The sequence below is a fragment of the Burkholderia sp. BCC1644 genome (assembly GCF_902833225.1).
Classification (GTDB): domain Bacteria; phylum Pseudomonadota; class Gammaproteobacteria; order Burkholderiales; family Burkholderiaceae; genus Burkholderia.
The window spans coordinates 21,814-42,197 of the sequence record NZ_CADFEI010000029.1; the positions used below are offsets into that span (position 1 = coordinate 21,814).

Annotated in this window: 14 protein-coding genes and 3 pseudogenes; 9 read left to right on the forward strand and 8 right to left on the reverse strand. The window is 61.0% G+C overall.

Annotated features, from left to right (window positions below):
• Positions 1-82: 82 nt before the first annotated feature.
• The 5 genes from HWX87_RS35335 to HWX87_RS35355 form a co-directional block, all read right to left on the reverse strand.
• Positions 83-646, reverse strand: coding sequence for a cytochrome b/b6 domain-containing protein (locus HWX87_RS35335; RefSeq protein ID WP_176051482.1), 564 nt, complete (start codon positions 644-646; stop codon positions 83-85).
• A gap of 148 nt (positions 647-794) precedes the next feature.
• On the reverse strand, positions 795-2,159 hold the full coding sequence (locus HWX87_RS35340) for an aspartate aminotransferase family protein (RefSeq protein WP_176051483.1): 1,365 nt from the start codon (positions 2,157-2,159) through the stop codon (positions 795-797).
• A gap of 55 nt (positions 2,160-2,214) precedes the next feature.
• Positions 2,215-3,660, reverse strand: a complete 1,446-nt coding sequence (locus HWX87_RS35345) for an aldehyde dehydrogenase family protein (protein WP_176051484.1) — start codon at positions 3,658-3,660, stop codon at positions 2,215-2,217.
• 247 nt (positions 3,661-3,907) lie between these two features.
• A complete protein-coding gene (locus HWX87_RS35350; protein ID WP_152856120.1) occupies positions 3,908-5,347 on the reverse strand; it encodes an APC family permease in 1,440 nt (479 codons plus the stop codon).
• Between the two features lie 298 nt (positions 5,348-5,645).
• Positions 5,646-6,590, reverse strand: a complete 945-nt coding sequence (locus HWX87_RS35355) for a helix-turn-helix domain-containing protein (RefSeq protein ID WP_175912598.1) — start codon at positions 6,588-6,590, stop codon at positions 5,646-5,648.
• Positions 6,591-7,661: 1,071 nt separating this feature from the next.
• Between HWX87_RS35355 and HWX87_RS35365 the strand changes: the two are divergent.
• Positions 7,662-8,057, forward strand: a pseudogene (locus HWX87_RS35365) (transposase); the annotation flags it as partial.
• A 168-nt stretch (positions 8,058-8,225) separates the two neighbouring features.
• Here the strand turns inward: HWX87_RS35365 and HWX87_RS35370 are convergent.
• Complete coding sequence (locus tag HWX87_RS35370; RefSeq protein ID WP_244137821.1) at positions 8,226-9,275, reverse strand: IS110 family transposase; 1,050 nt, start codon at positions 9,273-9,275, stop codon at positions 8,226-8,228.
• Between the two features lie 240 nt (positions 9,276-9,515).
• Between HWX87_RS35370 and HWX87_RS35375 the strand changes: the two genes are divergently transcribed.
• Entirely contained in the window at positions 9,516-10,535 is a 1,020-nt protein-coding gene (locus tag HWX87_RS35375) for an IS110 family transposase (protein ID WP_175912695.1), read from the forward strand.
• A gap of 284 nt (positions 10,536-10,819) precedes the next feature.
• A pseudogene (locus tag HWX87_RS35380) lies at positions 10,820-11,674 on the forward strand (IS3 family transposase); the annotation flags it as partial.
• A gap of 175 nt (positions 11,675-11,849) precedes the next feature.
• Here HWX87_RS35380 and HWX87_RS35385 read toward each other — a convergent pair.
• Positions 11,850-12,431, reverse strand: a complete 582-nt coding sequence (locus HWX87_RS35385) for a TetR/AcrR family transcriptional regulator (protein ID WP_175912611.1) — start codon at positions 12,429-12,431, stop codon at positions 11,850-11,852.
• Positions 12,432-12,663: 232 nt separating this feature from the next.
• On the opposite strand from HWX87_RS35385, the gene HWX87_RS35390 reads away from it, so the two are divergent.
• Together HWX87_RS35390 and HWX87_RS35395 are read left to right on the forward strand one after the other, a co-directional pair.
• Entirely contained in the window at positions 12,664-13,326 is a 663-nt protein-coding gene (locus tag HWX87_RS35390; RefSeq protein ID WP_175912619.1) for a DUF3313 domain-containing protein, read from the forward strand.
• Positions 13,327-13,415: 89 nt separating this feature from the next.
• Positions 13,416-13,634 carry a hypothetical protein gene (locus HWX87_RS35395; RefSeq protein WP_175912613.1) on the forward strand — a complete coding sequence of 73 codons (219 nt, stop codon included), beginning with the start codon at positions 13,416-13,418 and terminating at the stop codon, positions 13,632-13,634.
• Between the two features lie 214 nt (positions 13,635-13,848).
• Here HWX87_RS35395 and HWX87_RS35400 read toward each other — a convergent pair whose 3' ends face one another.
• Positions 13,849-14,571: a DUF2059 domain-containing protein gene (locus HWX87_RS35400; RefSeq protein ID WP_175912615.1), complete on the reverse strand. Its 723-nt coding sequence runs from the start codon at positions 14,569-14,571 to the stop codon at positions 13,849-13,851.
• Between the two features lie 230 nt (positions 14,572-14,801).
• Here HWX87_RS35400 and HWX87_RS38365 point away from each other — a divergent pair, with 230 nt between their 5' ends.
• From HWX87_RS38365 to HWX87_RS35415, 4 genes and pseudogenes are all read left to right on the forward strand, one after another.
• Positions 14,802-14,972, forward strand: a complete 171-nt coding sequence (locus HWX87_RS38365) for a DUF6726 family protein (RefSeq protein WP_321852686.1) — start codon at positions 14,802-14,804, stop codon at positions 14,970-14,972.
• A 509-nt stretch (positions 14,973-15,481) separates the two neighbouring features.
• Positions 15,482-16,423: an AraC family transcriptional regulator gene (locus tag HWX87_RS35405; RefSeq protein ID WP_176051486.1), complete on the forward strand. Its 942-nt coding sequence runs from the start codon at positions 15,482-15,484 to the stop codon at positions 16,421-16,423.
• An 11-nt stretch (positions 16,424-16,434) separates the two neighbouring features.
• Positions 16,435-17,564 (forward strand): annotated as a pseudogene (locus tag HWX87_RS35410) (diguanylate cyclase); the annotation flags it as partial.
• An 830-nt stretch (positions 17,565-18,394) separates the two neighbouring features.
• Positions 18,395-19,867, forward strand: a complete 1,473-nt coding sequence (locus tag HWX87_RS35415; protein ID WP_175912596.1) for a benzaldehyde dehydrogenase — start codon at positions 18,395-18,397, stop codon at positions 19,865-19,867.
• The last annotated feature ends 517 nt before the right edge of the window (positions 19,868-20,384 follow it).

Here is a 20,384-nt window from a genome sequence, read left to right on the forward strand (position 1 = left end):
AAATGAAAGAAACCGGGCCGCCGTGGTCGAGCGCCCCGAACGCGGAGCGTCGCCGGGACCGCGGCCCTGTATTGGCGCAGCGTTACAGCATGCGCCGCAACACGTCGTTTTCGCGGTTCGAGTCGAAGAACCGGTGTTTCAGCGCGGCGAGGATATGCAGGACGACGAGCGCAAGCAGCGTGTAGGCCAGCGTCTTGTGCAGCCACTGGAATGCCTCGAACCAGTGGTCGTTCTTCGGCAGCAGCTCGGGCACGCGGAAAAAGAAGAACGGCACGCCGTCGCTTTGCGTATACGTGCTGGACATCGAATAACCCATCAGCGGCACGATGATCGCCAGCGCATACAGCAGGTAGTGCGCGATCTTGGCGAGCTTCCGGTCCAGCCTCGGCAGGCTCGACGGCAGCGGCGGCAGCGGCTTCATCGAGCGAATCGCCAGCTGCGTCAGCACCACCAGCAGCGTGAGCACGCCGAACTCCTTGTGGGTCGGGTAGTACCAGTCGAACTTGGCCGGCAGGTTGTCGTCGAGCCGGACCATGGTCCATCCGGTCCACAGCTGCGCGCCGATCAGGATCGCCCTGACCCAGTGAAGCAGCCGAAGCGCGAGCGGGTATTTCTCGATCGTGAATGCAATGGCCTGGTTTTCCATTTGGCTTGTGTTCCTTGAAAGCGAAATTGCGACAGGCGGGATGCCGATCGTCGACTTCGACGTCCCGCGGCGATCTTCGTCGAACCGAGGCCGGATCGCGGCGCACGAACCTTCGACGAAAAGTCCGTGCGCCCGTCTGTCCGTGCGCTCAGGCGATCGATTGCGAATCCGCGCAGCACTCCTGCAGCGCCTCGCGCAGCGTTACCGCGATGAAGTCGGCCTCGTCCTGCTTGAGCGTCAGCGGCGGCGACATCACGACCTTGTTGGCGATCGCGCGGACCAGGACGCCGCGCTTGCGCGCGGCATCGGCCACGCGCGCGGCGAAGCCCTTGCCCGGATCGAGCGGCGTGCGGCTGGCCTTGTCGGTCACGAGATCGAGCGCCAGCATCAGCCCCTTGCCGCGGACGTCGCCGACGGTCTCGAAATCGGCCTTCAGCGGCAGCAGATGCTCGAGCAGGCGCTGGCCCACCCGTGCCGCATTGCCCGGCAGATCCTCGGCTTCGACGATGTCGAGCACCGCGAGCGACGCGGCGCACGCGAGCGGATGGCCGCTGTACGTATAGCCGTGCATGACCATGTGCGAGAAGCCCGCGCCATGTTCGATCGCCTGCGCGATGCGGCCGTTGTACAGCGTCGCGCCGAGCGGCACGTAGCCGGCGGAAATGCCCTTGGCGACGCACAGGATGTCGGCGGTGACGCCCCAGCCGCGGCTGCCGAGCAGGCTGCCGGTGCGGCCGAAACCGGTGACCACCTCGTCGGCGATCAGCAGGATGCCGTTGCGGTCGCACACGGCGCGCACGCGCGCCCAGTAGTCGGCGGGCGGGACGATCAGGCCGCCCGCGCCCTGCACCGGTTCGGCGACGAACGCGGCGATGGTCTGCGGGCCATGGAACGCGATCGTTTCCTCGAGCTGCCGGATGCAATGCTCGACGAGTTGCAGCGGATCGTCGCAGTTCCACGGGTTGCGATAGAGCCACGGGGTGTCGAGCAGCACGCAGCCGGGCAGCAGCGGGCCGTGATTGTAATGGTAGACACCGTTGCCGCCGATCGACGTGCCGCCGACGTGCACGCCGTGATAACCGTTGCGCAGCGACAGGAATTTCGTGCGCGACGGCTCGCCCGCGGCGACCCAGTACTGGCGCGCCATCTTGAGCGCGGTCTCGACCGCGTCGGAACCGCCGCTGCCGAACATCACCCGCTGCATGTCCTCCTGCGCGAACATCGCGCACAGGCGGTCGGCCAGGTCGTACACGCGCGGATGGGCGACGCCGTCGAAGGTCTGGTAGTAGGAAAGCTCGTCCATCTGGCGGGCGATCGCGGCCTTCACTTCCGGCCGGTTGTGGCCGACGTTGACGTTCCACAGCCCGCCGACGCCGTCGAGCATGCGGTGGCCCTCGACGTCGTACACGTAGTTGCCGTCGCCGCGCTCGATGATCACGGTGGGGGTTGTATGGCCGGCGGCCGCCGAGCTCATCGGGTGCCAGAATCGCTTTTGTCGCTTTTGGTAGTCCATGGTAGTTCTCTCACGAAGTGCTTGAACACAGTGCGGCGCGACGTGCGCCGCGGGATCACAGGGCTGCGGTGATGATCTTTTCCTCGAGGTACGAATCGAGCGCGGCCTTCGACAGGTCGCGGCCGATCCCGCTCTGCTTGGTGCCGCCCCACGGCAGGCGTGCGTCGATCGGGCTCCATGCATTGATCGCGACGGCGCCGACGTCGAGCCGCTCGGCGACGCGGTGCGCGGTGCCGACGTCCTGCGTCCAGACCGACGCGGACAGGCCGAACGGCGTGTCGTTGGCGATGCGGACCGCGTCGTCCTCGGTGTCGAACGGCATGACCATGCCGACCGGGCCGAACACTTCTTCACGGGCGATCCGCATGTCCGGATGCACGCCGCCGAGAATCGTCGGGCGCATGAAGCAGCCGCGCGGCGGCACCTGTTCGTCGCCGGCGAGCAGGATCGCGCCTTCGGCGAGCGCGCCTTCGACGTGCGCACGCACGCGCGCGAGGTGGCGCGGGTTGATGAGCGCGCCCATTTGCACGCCGGGCTCCGACGGCGGGCCGACGCGGATCGCGCGGGTGGCGTCGGCGAGGCGCTCTTCGAGTGCACCGGCGATCGAGCGGTGCGCGAGCACGCGCGAGCCGGCCGCGCATGTCTGCCCCTGGTTCGCGAACATGCCGGCCATCAGCGACGGGATCGCGCGGTCGAGATCGGCATCCGCGAACACGATCTGCGCGGCCTTGCCGCCGAGTTCGAGCGTGACGCGCTTGAAGGTCTTGGCTGCTGCGCCCGCGATCGCACGGCCGACTTCGGTGCTGCCGGTGAAGCTGATCTTGCTCACGAGCGGGTGCGTGACCAGCGCGGCGCCGACTTCCGAACCGATGCCGTGGACGATGTTCACGACCCCGGCGGGCAGGCCGGCTTCGCAGACGAGTTCGCCGAGCCGCGACAGCGCCAGCGGCGTGTCCTCCGACGGCTTGATGACCACCGGGCAGCCGGCCGCGAGCGCCGGTGCAAGTTTCCACACGGCGATCATCAGCGGCGCGTTCCACGGGATGATCTGAGCGGCGACACCCACCGGCGCCCGGCGCGTGTAGCTGAGCGTCGGGCGGCCCATGAAGCCGTCGGTCGGAATCGTGCGGCCCTCGAGCTTGTCGGCCCAGCCGGCGAAGTAGCGCAGCGTGTCGATGCTCATCGGGAGGTCCATCATGCGCATCTCGGCAAGCGGACGGCCTTGTTCGGCGGCCAGGAGTTCGGCCAGCGCATCGCTGTCGCGCTCGACCAGGTCCGCCAGCCGAAGCAGCCAGCGGGCCCGGGCCGATCCGCCCGCGCGCGCCCATGCGTCGTCGTGCAGTGCGCCGTGTGCGGCGCGCACCGCGCGATCGACGTCTTCGGCGCTCGACGCGGGCACGGCGGCGACATAGTCGCCGGTCGCCGGCGCCAGCTTTTCGAAGGTGCGGCCGGCAGACGCATCGCAATGCCGGCCGCCGATCAGGTTCTGAATTTTCATCATGGTGTCCGTAATTCCCAAGGGCGAATCGTCGGGCCGGGCCGGTCGAGGCGATGGTGGCTGTCACGGCCCGGCTTCAACGTCGGATCCACTGTATGTCGATGAAATGGCGGGCCTTGTCCGCTATCGGCAATCGTTGCCGCGCGATCGGGATAGGGAATACCCGTGCAAAGGCGCGCCGGCAGCGGCAAAGCGTCAGGGGCGGAGCAAGGCGATGGCGGTGCCGCGCGCGGCACCGGCCGGGTGGCGGCTACTGGACGGCGCGTCCGAGTTCGCGGTACAGGTCGGGATCGCTGCGCTTCAAACGCAGCGCGGCGCGGATGCCGAGCACGCCGATGGCAAGCAGGAAGTACGGAAACATCGCGACGAAGGTCGAATCCGATCCGCTCAGCACGGACAGGTTGCGCACGACCAGCACGAGGCATGCGCCGAGCGCGATCACGCTGACGAGCGGCGCGATCAGGCGGTGCACGAGGCTGGCGTCGCGGTGATCTCGCGCGAAGAACGCGATGACCGAGGCAGCGACGAGGATCTGCACCGCGATGATGCCGATCGTGGCCAGCGCGCTCATCCACGAGAACACGACCGCGAACGGATCGAGGCGGAAGGCGGCGGAGCCGGCGATCGCCGCGAGCGCGATCAGCGTCTGCACTTTCCCGGCGACGTCGGGGCAGCGATGCACGGGGCACGTATGGCCGAGCTTGCGCCACAGCACGCGTTCGCGGCCCATCGCGTAGAAATAGCGCGTGATCGTATTGTGGAACGACAGGATGGCCGCGAACAGGCTCGTGACGAGCAGCACGTTCATCGCGTCCGTCGCGATGCCGCCGAGCAGCCGGCCGCTGACGGCAAACCACAGATTGGCCGGATCGCGAGTCGCTTGTGCGGTGATCTGCCCTTCGCCCCACGCCTCGACGATCGCCCACGACGACAGCGCATAGAACACCATGATCAGGATCACGGCCAGGTATGTGGCGCGCGGGATCGTGCGTTTCGGGTCGCGGGCTTCCTCGGAGAAGATCGCCGTCGCCTCGAAGCCCATGTACGAGCCGAGGACGAACACGAGCGCGGTGCCGAGCCCGGGCGTGAACACCATCGCGGGGCTGAACGGCTTCGCGCTGAAGCCGCCGGCGCTCGCGCCGTGCACGACGATCGCGAGATCGAGCAGCATCACGATCGCGATCTCGCCGATCATCAGCATGCCGAGCAGCCGCCCGCTGAACTCGATGTGCCGCGCGCCGCAGAAGTGCACGGCGACGACGCAGGCCAGCGCGAACGCCCACCACGGAACGTCGATGCCGTAGTGCTGCTGGACGCCATTGTTCAGGAAGAAGCCGAACATGCAGTAGATCGCGATCTGCACGGCGTTGTACGCGACGATCGCGACGAACGCGCCGCCCACGCCGACCGGGCGCCCGAGCCCGTTCGCGATATACGCATAGAACGCGCCCGCGTTGGAGATGTGCCGGCTCATCGCTGCGTAGCCGATGCTGAAGATCAGGTACATCACGCCCGCCAGCACGAATACGCCGGGCACGCCGGGGCCGTTGCCGAGCGAGAATGCCGCGGGCGTCGCGCCGACCATCGCGGTGAGCGGCGCGGCCGCGGCGACGACGAAGAAGACGATATGTGAAAGTCCGACGGCGTTTTTGCTGAGCCCTGCTTCGGACCGGGATGACAGTTCGTTCATGGGTAGTCCTGCTGACCGGATCGTCCGTCAGGAGTCGATACCGGCATGCCTGATCAATGTCCCTGCGTCGCGGGCCGATCCTGACGATCCGGCAGCGAAGGCTGCCGTCCGCCGACGACACAGGTATGCGCTTCGACGGCCGCCCGGTGTCGCGCACGGAGCGCTCGAGCGGGTCGACGACAAAATTTACGGTGCCGAAAAAGCGGACGTTGTCCGTTATCGGCAATCCGCGCGCGCCGGGCGGCAGGGGATTACCCGGATGCGACGCAGCGGCACACCGCGCCGCGGATGCGCGGCCTCAGCTCAAGCGCGGCGTGTGCGACGGCAGCTCGTGGAAATGTTGCTGGTAGTACGCGGAGAAGCGCCCGAAGTGGCAAAAGCCGAATTGCGCCGCCGCGTCGCCGATCCGCATCGTCTCGGGTGTCGTCATCAGGAAGCGTCGCACCGCGTTCAGCCGGATCGAGCGGAGGTAGGCCGTCGGCGTGGTGCCGACGACGTTCTGGAAGCTGTATTGCAGCGTACGGCGGCTGATTCGAAGGTGATAACAGAGATCGATGACCGTCGGCACGTCGTCGCTTTCCAGCGCGATTTCCTGGCTGCGGCGAACGATGTAGCTTTGCGTTGATGCCGACGGCAGCGCACCGGCATCCGATTCATCGGACTGCACGAGGTCGAGCAGGATGCCGACGACGCTGTGCGCGAGCACGCGTTCGTCGAACGCATCGCGCGCCGTGAGCGAACCGCTGTCGAGCGCCTGGCAGAGCACGCGCTCGAGGCCATCCAACGCATGGCCGTAACGCGCGGGCGAGATGGGCAGCACCGGCTGCTTCAGCACGCGCGCGGGTAGGTTCGCGAGTTCGTCGAGTGCGCGATCGGCCGTGAGCGTGCGATCGATCGTGAACGCGAGCACTTCGGTATCGCAAGGAAGATGGGCGACGAACTCCTCGCCGCCGCGCAAGGTTAGCAGGCTCGGGCGCTCGACGGTGCGCCCCTGGACCACCGGCGCGACCGAGCTGGCGATCGGCAGCGCGAAGCAGAGGCGGTCGCGCGGCGCCATCCCGTGTTGCATGACGCGCTGGTTGATGCGTTCGCGAAAGACGTGAAAGCGCTGGCCGGCAACCTGGCGCAGCGACGTCGTGGCGGTGCCGGGACTGATCTGATCGTAGTGCTGCGACCAGTTCACGATCGCCTGGGAATGGAGGAACACATCCGAGAAGCACCGTGTTTCAGCGTGCAGGTTCATGATCTAACCAATATGTCCGTTCAAGAATCCGAACCCGGCTGCAGCCAAAGCAAACTTGCTGCTGGCAGGACTAGAGGCGGCGTTGGCTACCGTGCGCAACCAAGAACGTCTCGGACACTGTTGCATACTCCAATTGAATCTGGCGAAGATGATAACCAGAAAAAATTCAGCACGAGGCATTGACTAAGCCCCGGCGCTGTTCGTCGTGCCACCTGCACATGGGGGCGCAGTGGCATCAGCTGGAAGCAGGGAATTGGAAGAAAAGTCCAAAAAATGTGGGATTAATGAGTATAAAAATGATGTTTTATGTCAAAAATTGCAAGAAAACTCCAACATTAAGGATTTTGTAAATATCCTTATCAGTGTGTTCAAAGCGGGGCGCACAATGGCTCGCCCCAAGGCAAGGGGGACGCCAGTGTGCGTGATTGTCAACGGGGTGGCGGCTTTCAGGCTAGCGTTCTTCTCTAGCTCGTCGAGGTGCCCCTATGTCTCTCGTCAAGCGTTAGGTGCTGACTTGGGTTGGTAAATGGTGCCATCACGAAGCACGGCGAATAGGACGTCGCTGCATCGCCCTGCCAGTGCGATGAGGGTCTGCTGTGGCGCCGGCCTTACCGGATCTTGCGCGAGCAATAAGTGGGTGTGTGCTGGACCTTACTTTCCTTAGTACTTCGTACAGTAGATGACGGTGACCGACGCGGTGCAGGTCGCCGACCGCGGCGAGGATAGTCATGGCGATTACCGAGCCAATGCCAGGTAGTGTCTTCAGATGGGCGAAGTTGGCATTACCGTGAAGTTTCCCTCGCCTATTCAGGTCAGAACGTTAAGCATGAGGCGACTGCCAATCCCATCACGTTTGTGTTTAGCGCCCATACACGGTTTGTCGGCGAGTGGTCAACCCAGTTGATGCAGATCCTCGTCCTCACTAGCGTCTTTGCTGTATTGCCCTCGTTGCATAACGCGCTCTGCCGTTATCTGTTTGGAGCAGCCCCCTGAAACACCGGACGTAGCCTCTCGCTTAAACTAGCGGGTAGGCATAAGACTGTGTTTTTGACTAACACCAGGCAGGAAGTGATGGAAGTGTTGACGGGCCCAGAGCGTCGGCGGCGCTGGACGGCGGAGCAGAAGCTGGCGATGGTGCGCGAGAACTTCGAGCCGGGGAAGTCGGTTTCGATAGTCGCGCGCCAGCACGGCGTGAACCCGAACCAGCTGTTCCATCGGCGCAAGCTGTACCAGGACGGGAGCCTGTCAGCAGTCAAGGCTGGCGAGGAAGTGGTTCCGGCATCGGAGCGGGCCGATGTGCTCAAGCAGATTCGCGAGCTGCAACGGATGCTCGGCAAGAAGACTATGGAGAACGAGATTCTCCGAGAAGCAGTCGAGTACGGCCGGGCAAAAATGTATGGTCCGCCCCGGTTTTGCAAGCGGGTTCTGTGTGACGAAGCAGTTTGCGTAAATGTATCCGGCCTCTCGCCAGTCAGCCGCTTTTGGCGGCAAGGCCATGTTGGGATATGCGCGCTCGGTTCCCAATAAATGGACTGACCTCAAGGACCGCTTTTTTGTCCCGGGTTTACCGAACGCCGTAGCACAGTTTCGTCATCAGGTATCAGCCTGCAAACTTGGAAGGGTGTTCATTACCTCCTACTGCTGTTTCGGTTGCCTAAGATAGAACGCACCTTGGCGGGTCAGCACGGCCCACGAAATTCTTGCGAGCTTGTTGGCCAAAGCGACGATGATCTGGTTGCGATGTATGCCCCGTGCTTCCATTCGGGCTATCCAGGCGCCGAGATGATCTTTTGTTCGATCGAGATGCAGCACGCAGGAACGAGCGCCGTGCACAAGCAGCTTGCGCAAATAGGGATTGCCGCGCTTACTGATTCCGAGCAAGCACTGTTTGCCACCCGTCGAGAATTTCTTCGGCACAAGCCCAAGCCAGGCAGCCAGATGCCGACCGGATTTGAATTGAGTGCCTGTCCCGGCGAAAGCAGTAATGGCCGTCGCTGTGAGTTGGCCGATACCCGGCACTGATGTCAGTCGGGTAGCAGCATCGTCGGCGCTGGCAATAGATTCGATTTGCTGCCGAAGTTGCAGCAGACGTGCCTCGATGGAACGATATTCCTGCCATAGCTCCTCGAGCAGGCGGCGCATCGACGGAGTCAGTCCGTTTTGGTCATCTGAGAGAATCGATGGCATGTCACGGACGAAGTATGCGGCGCCGACACTGATGGTGAGACCATATTCGAGTAGAAAAGCACGGGCCTGATTGATGACGGGCGTCTTGTTGGAAACGAGCCGTTGCCGGACACGGTGTAGCGCTTGTAAATCGAGCTGGGCCTCTGTCTTCGGCTGTGCGAAGCGCATGGTAGGACGGGAGATTGCTTCGGCGATCGTCTCTGCGTCGATCATGTCCGTCTTGTTGGACTTGACGAACGGTTTGTCGAACTGCGCGGGGACTATCCGGACCTCGTGACCGGAGAGGGCGGCCTTACGAGCAAGCCAGTTACTGCCAGGGCAGGCCTCCATCCCGACAACTGTTGGTGACGCACGGGCGAGAAATTCGATGAGGCTTTCGCGAGTGAAGCGGTTTCTGAACACCGGCTTGCCAGCGAAATCGAGTCCGACGACGTGAAACGCTGATTTGCCGATGTCGATGCCCATGCGAACCACGACAGGTTTGACAGGCTGACTCATGACACACCTCGTCGGAAGTTGTACGTGTCACCGCCGATTATGCGACTGCGGGAGGGGCGGACCATCCTATTAATGGATAGCGCACTCGCCCTCGCTGCCGGAGGAATGAAATGAACGTCTCCCACCCTCGCGATCCACGAGCGTGGGAGGCTCAGGAAGGTGGATCCTCACGGGCCGACGGCATCAGAGTGTCCAAGAGGAAGATCATTGAGGTCTTCACAGGCAAACCGGAGGATCCTCATGAAGCTTACGCCAGTTGGGATTGACATCGCAAAGTCTCTGTTTCAGGTCCACCACGTGAATATGGAAACGGGTGAGGTTGTGAATAAGGCAATCAAGCGCGCCGGATTCCTCGAGTATTTTGCAAACCGGACGCCATGTCTGATCGGCATGGAGGCATGTGGCGGCTCACAGCACTGGGCACGCGAGTTGGAGAAGATGGGGCATCAGGTTAAGTTGATGCCGGCGCGCTTCGTCAAGGCGTTCAACATCGGCAACAAGAACGACGCAGCGGATGCGAGAGCAATATGGCTCGCAGTGCAGCAGCCATGCAAAGCAGTCGCGGTAAAGACCGAGGATCAACAAGCCGTACTGGCGATGCACCGAATGCGCCAGCAACTGGTGAAGGTCCGGACCATGCAGATCAACGCGCTGCGCGGTTTGTTGACCGAATACGGTGAAGTAATGGGCACGAGCCGTGCGGCGCTCGATAAAGGGATATCTGGAGTGCTGGAGCGGCTCGCTGAGCGCCTACCGGCGATGCTGATCGACACGCTACGTGAGCAGTGGAATGGTCTGGCGAAGCTGGACGAACAGATCGCGACAATCGAGAGGCGGCTGAGAACATGGATGAAGCAAGATCGGGCGTGCGCGACTATCGCTGCGATACCAGGAATCGGATTGCTCACGGCCACCGCGGCGGTGGCAACGATGGGAGACGCGAAGGTGTTTAGATCTGGGCGGGAATTCGCGGCATACATCGGATTGGTACCGAAGCAGTCAGGGTCGGGAGGCAAGGTCAATCTGCAGGGCATCAGCAAGCGCGGCGACACGTATCTGCGCACGTTGCTGATTCACGGTGCGCGCAGTGTGTTGGCAAACGCAAAAGATCCCGGACCATGGATTGAGCAAATCAGAAAGCGTCGGCCACCGAATGTGGTGATCGTTGCGTTGGCTAACAAGATGGCACGAACGATTTGGGCCGTTCTTGCACACGAAAAGCCGTACGAGAAGACCTACGTGAGTGCAAAGCCGGCATGATGGGCTTTGCCGCGTAGAAGATCAACGTTCTGCAGAGGGGAGAACTGTCGAAAGGTTGCGCAGGCGTTTTGCGTGTGATGACGAACCAGGTAAGACCGTGACTCGCCAAGCCTGAACTGGTCGTAGAGTCTCGAGCTCGCCGGAGGAATGAGGCACGAGTCAGCGGATTTCATCGGGGCCCGCAGCGGGAGTACCGGCTGCAAGAAGGCCGGATATAGAGCTGCAACCCATCCTGTCCGTCAACGCACAAGAAAACCTGCACAAACGGGAGACGTTCATATAGACGACCAGTGAAACTGGGTTGTGAAGTTCTCGGCGTGTCGCGCTCGAACGTATCGGCACGACTGTCGCGTCCGACGACGTGGCGCGATGGCCGTCAATCGAGGCAGACCGACGATGCGGTCGTGGTCGAGGAAATCCGCCGGGTCGTCGGCGATTTGCCCAGCTATGGCTATCGGCGGGTTTGGGGCACGTTGCGTAACGAGCGCGTTGCGCTTGGACTGGTCCCGTTCAACGCTAAGCGCATCCATCGCGTCATGCGCACGCACGGGCTGCTGATGCAGCGCCGACCGAATCCGCCTCGGCCGCAACGTCGACATGACGGCAAGGTGGCCGTGGCGCGCAGCAATCAGCGATGGTGCTCGGACGGCTTCGAGTTCCGCTGCGACAACGGAGAACCGCTGCGCGTGACGATTGCGCTGGATTGCTGCGACCGTGGAGCGATGAGTTGGGCGGTCACGAGGGCAGGCCATAGCGGCGACATCGTTCGCGACGTGATGCTGGCTGCAGTGGAAAACCGGTTTGGCAACGGACCGCATACACCGTCCGAAATCGAGTGGCTGAGCGACAACGGTTCGGGCTACACGGCCGACGATACGCGCCGGTTCGCAGCAGCCATCGGCCTGAAGCCATTGACCACGCCGGTGTGCAGCCCGCAAAGTAACGGGATGGCTGGGAGCTTCGTGAAAACGATGAAGCGCGACTACGTCGCCTTCATGCCGAAGTCGGATGCGGCGACTGCTGCACGCAACCTGGCCATCGCGTTCGAGCATTACAACGAGAAGCATCCCCATAGCGCGCTGAAATATCGCCCGCCTCGCGAGTTCCGGCGCTCGCTGGATTCAGCAACCTTAGTGTGACGCCGTGCCCGGAACTACAGGGTCAACTCCAGTTCGTGTTGCTGCGCGATATCAGGTCAGCGTTCCAATGCTCTGGGAAATGAGCGAGCAGGACGGTACGTTAGCAGAATAAGCGGACACGATTGGCGCCATTGGCAGAATTTACGAACTTCAACCGCGACGAAAGAGCAAACGATTACCTAGGTTTGCGCTTGACCGTCTTGGTTTGCCAGCTTTCTTCGTTCAGCAGGCGAGTGAATAGTCGATTTCGCATGGCCCCTGTTAGCGGTGTCACGCCAAGCAGCACATTGAACGCGATGCCACTCGCCGCGAAGTAACGCAGAAGCGAGAGTTCGAAATCGTCAGCCTCCTTGTCCATTGTTTTCAGCTTGTCGGCATCAACGTTGTTTCGGCCCTCTAGCAATTCCGGACTTTCGATGATTGCCGCCAGCACCGCGCGTGCGACCGAATTCGGTTGATTGATGGCTTCCCGAAAAATCGCGATCTGGGCCGCGAGCGTCGGCTCGACCTTCGACGCTCCTTCCTTGACGAGGTAATCGCGCCCGAACTGTTCGAATTGCTGCTGCTGGAATTCGAGTAACGCCTGGAGCACACCCTGCTTGGTACGAAACTGATGCAACAACCCCCCCTTGCTGATGCCGCTCTCGCGCGAGAGCGCGTCGAACGTCAAGCCTCCCACGCCGTCGCGAGTGAGGATGCTGAGTGCTGCATCGATTGCCTTCTTGCGGGATATTTCCGAGCGAGTCTGGTTGTCCATTTAATATTCGCGATGGTGTCGCGCTTGTGCGCGGTGATGTGGCGGTAGGTCCAGGCGAACTCGAGATGATGCTCTCGGCCGCAACCCCCCATTGTACCTTGGCGATTTCTTTTCAAAAAACAAACCGGGCAGACGGTTTACATATGGCAAGGACGATGCTACGCTTCCCTTGCGTCAACCCTTTCGCAATTTCACCTCTAGTGCCGGCCGAGCGCCTTCCATGGAATCCGACATGCTCACACCTAAATTTGGCTCTTTCATCTTTTCCGGCGTCACGATGGTGACGTTGGCCGCATGCGCCGGTGTGCAGCCCGTTGCCTATTCGGGCATTGCCTCCTCGCTACAGCTGACACAGAACCGCGGCGGTGACGCCGCAAAGGTGCCGTACCGATACGCGGCACGCGTGGACTGGTCGCAATACCGGCAGGTGATCGTGGATCCGGTCGTCGTATATGCCGGTCAGGACAATCAGTTCGGCGACTTGAACGGCGAGGACAAGACGGCGCTTGCCGATTACATGGGGAGGGTGTTCGCCGACAAACTCGCAAAGCGCTTCCAAGTCGCGTCGAAGCCATCCCCTGCGACACTGCGCGTAAGGCTCACTCTGACTGGCGCGGAGAAAACCACGGCGATTGTCGGACAAGCCATGCATTTCGATATCGCCGGCAATCTCTATAACGGCGCGCAGGCAATTCGGGGTGGCAAGGGAGCGTTCAGCGGTTCGGTTTCATACGCCGTCGAAGTCTACGACAGCTTGAGCGGTCGACTGCTAAGTGCATATGTGACAAAGCAATATCCGAACGCCATGAACCTGCCGGCTGCATTCGGTTCGCTCAGTGCCGCTCGGACTGGCATCGACAAGGGCGCAGACGCGCTCGTTGCCCAACTCCGGTGAAGACGGTGATGTCGCACTCGCTGCGACGCGGCGGGTCGATGTCGAGACATCCGAGATGAACTGACCGATATTGACGAGAAGCCAGGAATATGCGCGAAATTGCCTATCTCATTCTTGAGATGCCACCACCGCTTATGATCGCGATCGTGTTCCTGGTCGCTTATATGGCGATCGGGATTCCCGCTTACTTGATGCGTGGCGCCCTTGCCCGGGACATTTTCGGTACGATGGCCGGCGTCTTCGCATCGCTCGTCTATCTGACACTCGTGCTGGTCTTCCAGGCCGACATCCAAGACCTGTCTCGATGATCGTGCACGTACCTATGTCGACTGCAGGCGACGCAGTGAACCTGCCAGAGTTGCATGGTTTGTTCAATGGACGCGCAGCAGCGAACATTAGAAAAATCAAACGTCGTTGCGGAAAGGGCGGTTGGTGTGGCGACTTGCCGGCCGCCAGCGAAGCATCTTCATGGGCGGGCATGGATTCCCGCCGGTAACACGAGCGTCGTTCAGTGACGCTTCCTCAGTATCGACTTTCCGCAATTTCATTGATCCGAGGCTGAACGATGGAGATTGCTCTGTCCATCTCTGGCATGATGGTGGTTCGACCTTTGCGAAGCCATGCTTGCCCGGCTGCGCTCATATAAAAATCGTTAACGCCATGGAGTTCGCTGATCGTGAAATTGCTTGCGCAGCTATCTGTCAACTGCTTGAGCACAGGATCCCTGAGATCGTTGACGGAGTCTTCGAGCATCTCACGATAGGTGCTGGCATCCGGCGATCCGGCCGGCCCGCGCTTGCGGCCGACGCTGTCGTACGATTTCCTGACAAGATCGCGGATACGTTGATCCATATCATCCTCCATGCCTGATGACCGGAGCGCTTGACGGCACATGGTGCGCTTCTCGCCAAATCGATTCAAATCGTCGAGGCCGCGAAACTGAGCATGTGTTGTCGAAGTGAAACTGATCGCAGCCATGCACGATACGATCGGTATGAAGTATGAGATTTTCATCTGGAGCCGTTTCAGAAGCCGTTCGTCAGGTAAGGAACGTCGGTCGAAAATACCGTCACGATGACGAGGACGCTCACGAGCGATGCAGCAAGTGGTGCTGCAAGCAAAAGCAACGTTCTGATTGAAAATCTTGGGACTCGGTTGGGGGCGGTTAGGTGGCGCATGATTGCCGTTTGATGAGTGAAAGAAGGGAGTACGGTCTGCTGCGCTCGCATCGATGGATGTCGTCATTTGCTCGTTGATTGTGCCGAGACAACGACACACCGGGCTCCGGAGTGTTCGTTACGCGTTGAGCGATCAATCGAGCTGCGCAAGTTGTCACGTCGGCGAATTCGATTTACAAGTCATGGTAGCATACAAACCGTCTAGACGGTTTGTATGCTACCATGACTTGTCTGAACGCAGGCTGATCAAGTCACGGCGGGTTCGGATTGTGTGCTGATCGCTATCAGGAGGCGTATATGAAGTGGTTCATTCGTGCTGCGTGTGTTGCTGGCTGTATCGTCCTTGGCGGATGCGGTCTGGCTGCAGCGCCGTGTCGTATCGCGTCGGCAGGAATAAAGATCGTGCCGGTCGTGGGGCACGTGGCTGCGGCGCCGACGGACGCGTGTGCAACAGTAATCGATCCGTGAATTTCGACTCGACTTGCGAAGCCCAGCAATAATCGGTTGGAAGCTGGACTGTCGACCGGGTACTTTTGGTCGCACGCGATTGCCACGTCGATTTTGGATCGACGCTGGCTTGCGAAAAGCTCCGGGCAGGTCGCGTCATTCGGCTGGCCAAGAACATAGTCGGGACGCTGACGTCGAAGGCCGAATTGTGGATTCCGCGTCTGCAACGGTGCCGTAGGGTTTCAGCCTCGAGCGTGCGTGGCAAACCTGTCCAGGCGTCCCTGCGCGAATCTGAGTGGTTACCGATGCCATTCGTGACGGCGTGCGGGTGATAGCTTTAGTGTGCGGCGAACAACCTCGTGAGTTCACGAGAATTCCGCAGCTCTTTGTTGGTCATAACCGACGCGTGACGTCTCCACTTCCCAAACGGTGACGATTATTGGGATCCTACGTCGATGATGGGTGAATTTCTTGAATGTCCGCGCGGATGGCTTTGATGAGCTAAAGTGACGATTTTGCGTAGTTGTCTAATGGATGCGTTGAGCCAATTGCTGTCGTTGGGCTGCAGCCGAGTTGAATTGGAGATGCGTTGCCTGCTCGACGGTACGTTTACGATTGCGTATGACGCGCCGCCGCCCAGTGAGGTGGCGTTTCATCTCATGCTTTCGGGACAGTGCCGACTACGCGTTGCAGGCGGCCGCACTCAGCAGCTCGGGGAGGGTGATCTCTTGCTGTTGCCTGGTGGCGGCGCGTACGAAATCCTGGATGCGATTGGCGCGCGCGGCGCTGTAACCGTGCCAGTACGTGAACTGGCTGCGACGAACGTCACGGTGCTGCCGGTTCAATCGAACATCGGTGACGTAGACAGCGCGAACGTGGACATGCTGTGCGGCCGGCTTGTCTTTGGTCGCGGCGCCGGTGACTTGATGTTGCGTGCCCTGCCGAGGGTGATGCACATAGGGTTGTGTGAGTCGTCGGGGCTCGAGCCGCTGCAAATGCTCATGGGCTTGCTGCGCTCCGAGATGTCGAGAGAGCAGCCGGGCGCCCGTGCGATTGTCGATGCGCTTGGGCAGGCTCTGCTCACGTATGCGCTGCGCGCATATGGCCAGGATACGCAGATGCTATCAGGGTGGCTCGCAGTCGCGGTCGACGCGCGGCTCGGGCCGTCGATTCGAGCTATGTTGCAGGCACCGGCGCATCCGTGGACCGTTGCGTCGCTTGGCAATGTCGCAGCGATGTCGCGCGCAACGTATGCGCGGCATTTTCGCGAGAAGGCTGGGATGAGCGTCGGTGCGTTCGTCGCGCAGATCCGAATGATGCACGCATGCGCACTGTTGAGGGACTCGGGGAGCGGGCAGGCCGCGATCGGAGAGGCCGTTGGCTATCGGTCGGAAGCGGCATTCGGCAAAGCGTTTCGTGACGTGCTCGGCATGACGCCAGGGCGATGGCGTCGTACTCATCGCTGCGTGTGATACACGTGTCTGTCGGCGCAATTTCTCGGCTCGACGCTGGCGGAAACATCATCCTGGATTCCGCCAACGACGTGCCGCGCCAGGGGAATTTTTCGGATCGCTCAACATGGTGCTGTCACGGCGAGTCTCGAACCCCGATGGCTCGTTTGGCGGCATCGCACTGATCGCGATCGACTTTGAGTACTTCCGCCAGGTGTTTGCCGGGCTGTCGCTCGGGCAGCACGGCTCGATGTCCCTGATCGGCAACGACGGCATAATGGTGATGCGTCACCCGTACGACGTACACATCATCGGCCGCAACATCAGCAAGGCCGCGACATTCCGGCGCTTCCAGACGGCAGGAGGGTTCTTTTTCGGGAACGGCGTCGATCGATGGGGGCGTCGTCTCTACTACTTCAAGCACTTGCCGAAGCTGCCGCTGATCATCATGGTCGCGGAGGCGGAACAGGACATCCTAGCACCGTGCCGTAATGATCGGCGCGCTGGTGGCCACGTTCGGCGTCGCCATTATCGTCGTGTCGATCATGCTCGGTACGCAACTGGGGCCTCGTATGCGGGCAGAGTCCGAACGGGTTCTCCTGGCACACACGGACGGGTTCACTGGTTTGAACAATCGGCGCAGCTTCGGGGGAAGTGCTGGACCGCGAATGGCGCCGCGTCCGACGGGCCAATTCCGTTTTCTCCCTACTGTTTGTCGACGTCGACCGCTTCAAGGCGTACAAACGACACGTACGGCCATCAAGGCGGGCGACGACGAGCTGGCGGCTGTTGCTCGCTGCATCGGCGGGAATATCCGACGCCCGGCAGATACCGCGGCTCGCTACGGTGGGGAAGAATTCGTTGTGCTGTTGCCCGATACGCCGGAAACGGGTGCTGCGCAGATCGCCGAGCGCATTCGTGCGGCATCGATGAACTGGCGCTCAAGCATGCTGGCAGCGAATACAGGCGCGTCACAGCCAGTATTGGCCTGGCAAGCTGGACGCCGGAGCAGGAAGAGGATGCTGGCGCCGTGATCAAGGCAGCGGACGAGGCGCCGTACTACGCGAAGGCAACCGGCCGGAACAAGGTCGCCGCGTTTCAGTCCCGGTCTGATCGAGGTCATCTTGACCTGCCCCTATTTTTTTGCTCGAGTCGGCACTAGAGTCCGAGGTTAAAACCTGCTGCTTTGTATTGTGCGCCCGGGCGAACTGCATGGGCCCTAGGTTGCCGATCGAATCGGACTCGGACACGTGTGTCGTGTAACTGCGGTGGAGAATCCCACCGAATGTAGGATCTGCCTTAGTAGGCGGATTAGTTCGCAAGCTAGCGCGCAATGAAGTGTGGTTGCGTATGTGGGCGCCGAGGTCTGACAGTTTCTACGTAGAAACTTTAAGAGACGAGTTTGGGCCGGTGTGTCGTTGTTCCGTAAAAAGGCCCCGCGATGCGCTCCACCGATGTGCTCAATTCGTGCCGCAGGCGCATTACAAAATAGGGTCATATTAAAAAGGTCGCTCGATCGCCCCAATCTGAGGGGGAGTCGTCGAGGGGGGGCGCGAGAATGTTGCTGTGGCGACAACGTGGCGCTGAATCAAGCGTTCCAGCGCGTCGGTTTAGGCAACGAGATCCTGTTGTCCAGGTCCATGATTTAGGCGTCGGCCCGCAAGGCATGCAAACGTAAGGTAGGCGAGCGGCCTCCGTTTCGAATCGCGGGTGGGCGCTATGGGCCGTTGCGACGAATACGGATTTGCCATCCCGCTCGGCGATCGTAGTTGCATAACAATGTTTCGATCGCCTCATGTGAAAACAGCGCGAACGGGGTTGACGGTCAAGGTGGGCGCTGTCCTGCTTCTGAACACTTTCGCCGCCTTCGTCGTTCATCCATGGGGCTCCGAGCCGCGCGGAAAAGTCCCAATGGCATACCCTTGGGCTGCATTTATATCTTCGGCGTATGTCGCTATTGGCGAACTTGTCCCGAACGAATCAGGAGTCTGTATGAGCACCACATCTTCCTCACTGTTGCAAGAGCGCGAAATTTGGCAGGCTCGCCTGTTCACCGGGCAGTGGCAAGCCGGTGTTCGGGAGATGGATGTAGTGGAGCCGGCGACCGGCGACGCACTTGGACGCGTAGGACTTGCCGACGAGAGCCTTGTTGCTGCTTCCGCGGCAGCGGCGAGCATTGCGCAGGTTTCATGGGCGGCGTTGCCGTACGACGAGCGAGCGGTTGTGATGCGACAAGCCGCACGCACTGCGGAAACGCACTTCGACGAGATTGTTGACTGGGTTGTTCGAGAAAGTGGGTCGACACGAGCCAAGGCCTCTTTTGAAGTCTCGATTTCGATCAAGGCTTTGCATGAGGCGGCTGCCTTGCCCTCTCGGGCGGCAGGCGAAGTTCTCCCGTCGGTGCCGGGTCGCCTGTCCATCGCTCGGCGGCGCCCGTTGGGTGTGGTCGGCGTGATTTCGCCGTTCAATTTTCCCTTGTACCTTGCCATGCGTGCGGTAGCCCCTGCTCTCGCGCTCGGCAACGCCGTCGTGCTCAAACCTGATCCGCGCACTTCGGTCTGTGGTGGCTTCACGATCGCGCGCCTGTTCGAGCTGGCTGGCCTGCCCGCAGGCGTCCTCCACGTGCTGCCCGGCGACGGTGCGGCCGGTGCGGCGCTAACGAGCGACCCGAACATCGCGATGATTCAGTTCACGGGTTCGACGGCGGCTGGGCGCAAGGTCGGTGAGGCCGCTGGCCGGTTCCTGAAGAAGGTGTCTTTGGAACTCGGCGGAAAGAATTCACTTATTGTCCTCGACGATGCAGATTTGGATCTTGCCGTTGCCAACGCAGCATGGGGTACCTATCTCCATCAAGGCCAGATTTGCATGGCCTCGGGCCGCTTGCTTGTGCAGCGCGGCATCTATGAACGCTTTGTTGAAAAATTGGCGGCGAAGGCGGCCAGTCTTTCCGTGGGGGATCCGGCTCAGTCCAATGTCGCTCTAGGGCCGTTGATTAACGCCACCCAGCGTGATCATGTTGCCAGCATCGTAGAGGATGCAAAGCACGCAGGAGCAAAGATCGAAACCGGTGGCGGCTATAAAGACCTGTTCTTCGAAGCAACTGTACTGAGCGGCGTTACTCCGACTAACCCCGCCTTTAACGAAGAAATCTTTGGACCAGTTGCGGTCGTTGTGCCTTTTGATACCGACGGCGAGGCCGTGGCGCTCGCCAATCGCACCGAGTACGGCTTGTCAACTGGAATCGTCACCGCAAATGTCGGACGTGCACTACACATGGGCGAACGGCTTCGTACGGGCCTGCTTCACATCAACGATCAGACCGTCAACGACGAGGTCATCAATCCATTCGGTGGTGTGGGCGCATCGGGGAACGGTACGAGCATCGGCGGGCCGGCCAATTGGGAAGAGTTCACTCAATGGCAATGGCTCACTATCAAAGGAGAGGCGCCGCTCTATCCGATTTGACGCTCTTCAGCCTGGGTGGCGGCTTGCGGAATCTTCGCTTGTGGCGGAGATATCGAGTACACGCCATTTGTCGTAATAATGGACTCCCTTCGAGTAGTTGATGGAAGGAAGCATAGTGGTGCGCTTTGCCGCAAGAACTGGCGCGGTGCACCACTTTGCATAAAACCTGTGCACCGCAGAAATCTGAGGCGCGGCGCCTCATTCCCTCCGGCTAGAGTCTGACGGGGCAAACGAACATGCACCTGAGTCGCATAGGCATCGCTTGAAAGTTGCTTGATCGAAATCAGGCGTTGGCGAGCAATTGCTTACGGTGTTGCTTCCGGCATTCGTTGCTCTCACTCGAGCAGTCTCACATAACGCAGATGCAGTGCCGTTGCAAGCTCACACAATGTGAACTTCTGACTCACGCACTAAGCGCGCGAATTCTTTGGTTGATCTGCAGCCACATAGATGTTTCGTCGATGACGACGAGCGCTTACCAGAGGCGCTTGGCGATGACCATTGGGTATCCTCCGCG

What these genes read in the sequence shown, in the direction of transcription:
- HWX87_RS35345 (WP_176051484.1), bottom strand. Translation starts at nt 3,660, where the DNA reads ATGATGAAAATTCAGAACCTGATCGGCGGCCGGCATTGCGATGCGTCT.
- HWX87_RS38365 (WP_321852686.1), top strand. Translation starts at nt 14,802, where the DNA reads ATGAAGTGGTTCATTCGTGCTGCGTGTGTTGCTGGCTGTATCGTCCTT.
- HWX87_RS35405 (WP_176051486.1), top strand. Translation starts at nt 15,482, where the DNA reads ATGGATGCGTTGAGCCAATTGCTGTCGTTGGGCTGCAGCCGAGTTGAA.
- HWX87_RS35370 (WP_244137821.1), bottom strand. Translation starts at nt 9,275, where the DNA reads ATGAGTCAGCCTGTCAAACCTGTCGTGGTTCGCATGGGCATCGACATC.
- HWX87_RS35385 (WP_175912611.1), bottom strand. Translation starts at nt 12,431, where the DNA reads ATGGACAACCAGACTCGCTCGGAAATATCCCGCAAGAAGGCAATCGAT.
- HWX87_RS35350 (WP_152856120.1), bottom strand. Translation starts at nt 5,347, where the DNA reads ATGAACGAACTGTCATCCCGGTCCGAAGCAGGGCTCAGCAAAAACGCC.
- HWX87_RS35340 (WP_176051483.1), bottom strand. Translation starts at nt 2,159, where the DNA reads ATGGACTACCAAAAGCGACAAAAGCGATTCTGGCACCCGATGAGCTCG.
- HWX87_RS35395 (WP_175912613.1), top strand. Translation starts at nt 13,416, where the DNA reads ATGCGCGAAATTGCCTATCTCATTCTTGAGATGCCACCACCGCTTATG.
- HWX87_RS35335 (WP_176051482.1), bottom strand. Translation starts at nt 646, where the DNA reads ATGGAAAACCAGGCCATTGCATTCACGATCGAGAAATACCCGCTCGCG.
- HWX87_RS35355 (WP_175912598.1), bottom strand. Translation starts at nt 6,590, where the DNA reads ATGAACCTGCACGCTGAAACACGGTGCTTCTCGGATGTGTTCCTCCAT.
- HWX87_RS35375 (WP_175912695.1), top strand. Translation starts at nt 9,516, where the DNA reads ATGAAGCTTACGCCAGTTGGGATTGACATCGCAAAGTCTCTGTTTCAG.
- HWX87_RS35390 (WP_175912619.1), top strand. Translation starts at nt 12,664, where the DNA reads ATGCTCACACCTAAATTTGGCTCTTTCATCTTTTCCGGCGTCACGATG.
- HWX87_RS35400 (WP_175912615.1), bottom strand. Translation starts at nt 14,571, where the DNA reads ATGACGACATCCATCGATGCGAGCGCAGCAGACCGTACTCCCTTCTTT.
- HWX87_RS35415 (WP_175912596.1), top strand. Translation starts at nt 18,395, where the DNA reads ATGAGCACCACATCTTCCTCACTGTTGCAAGAGCGCGAAATTTGGCAG.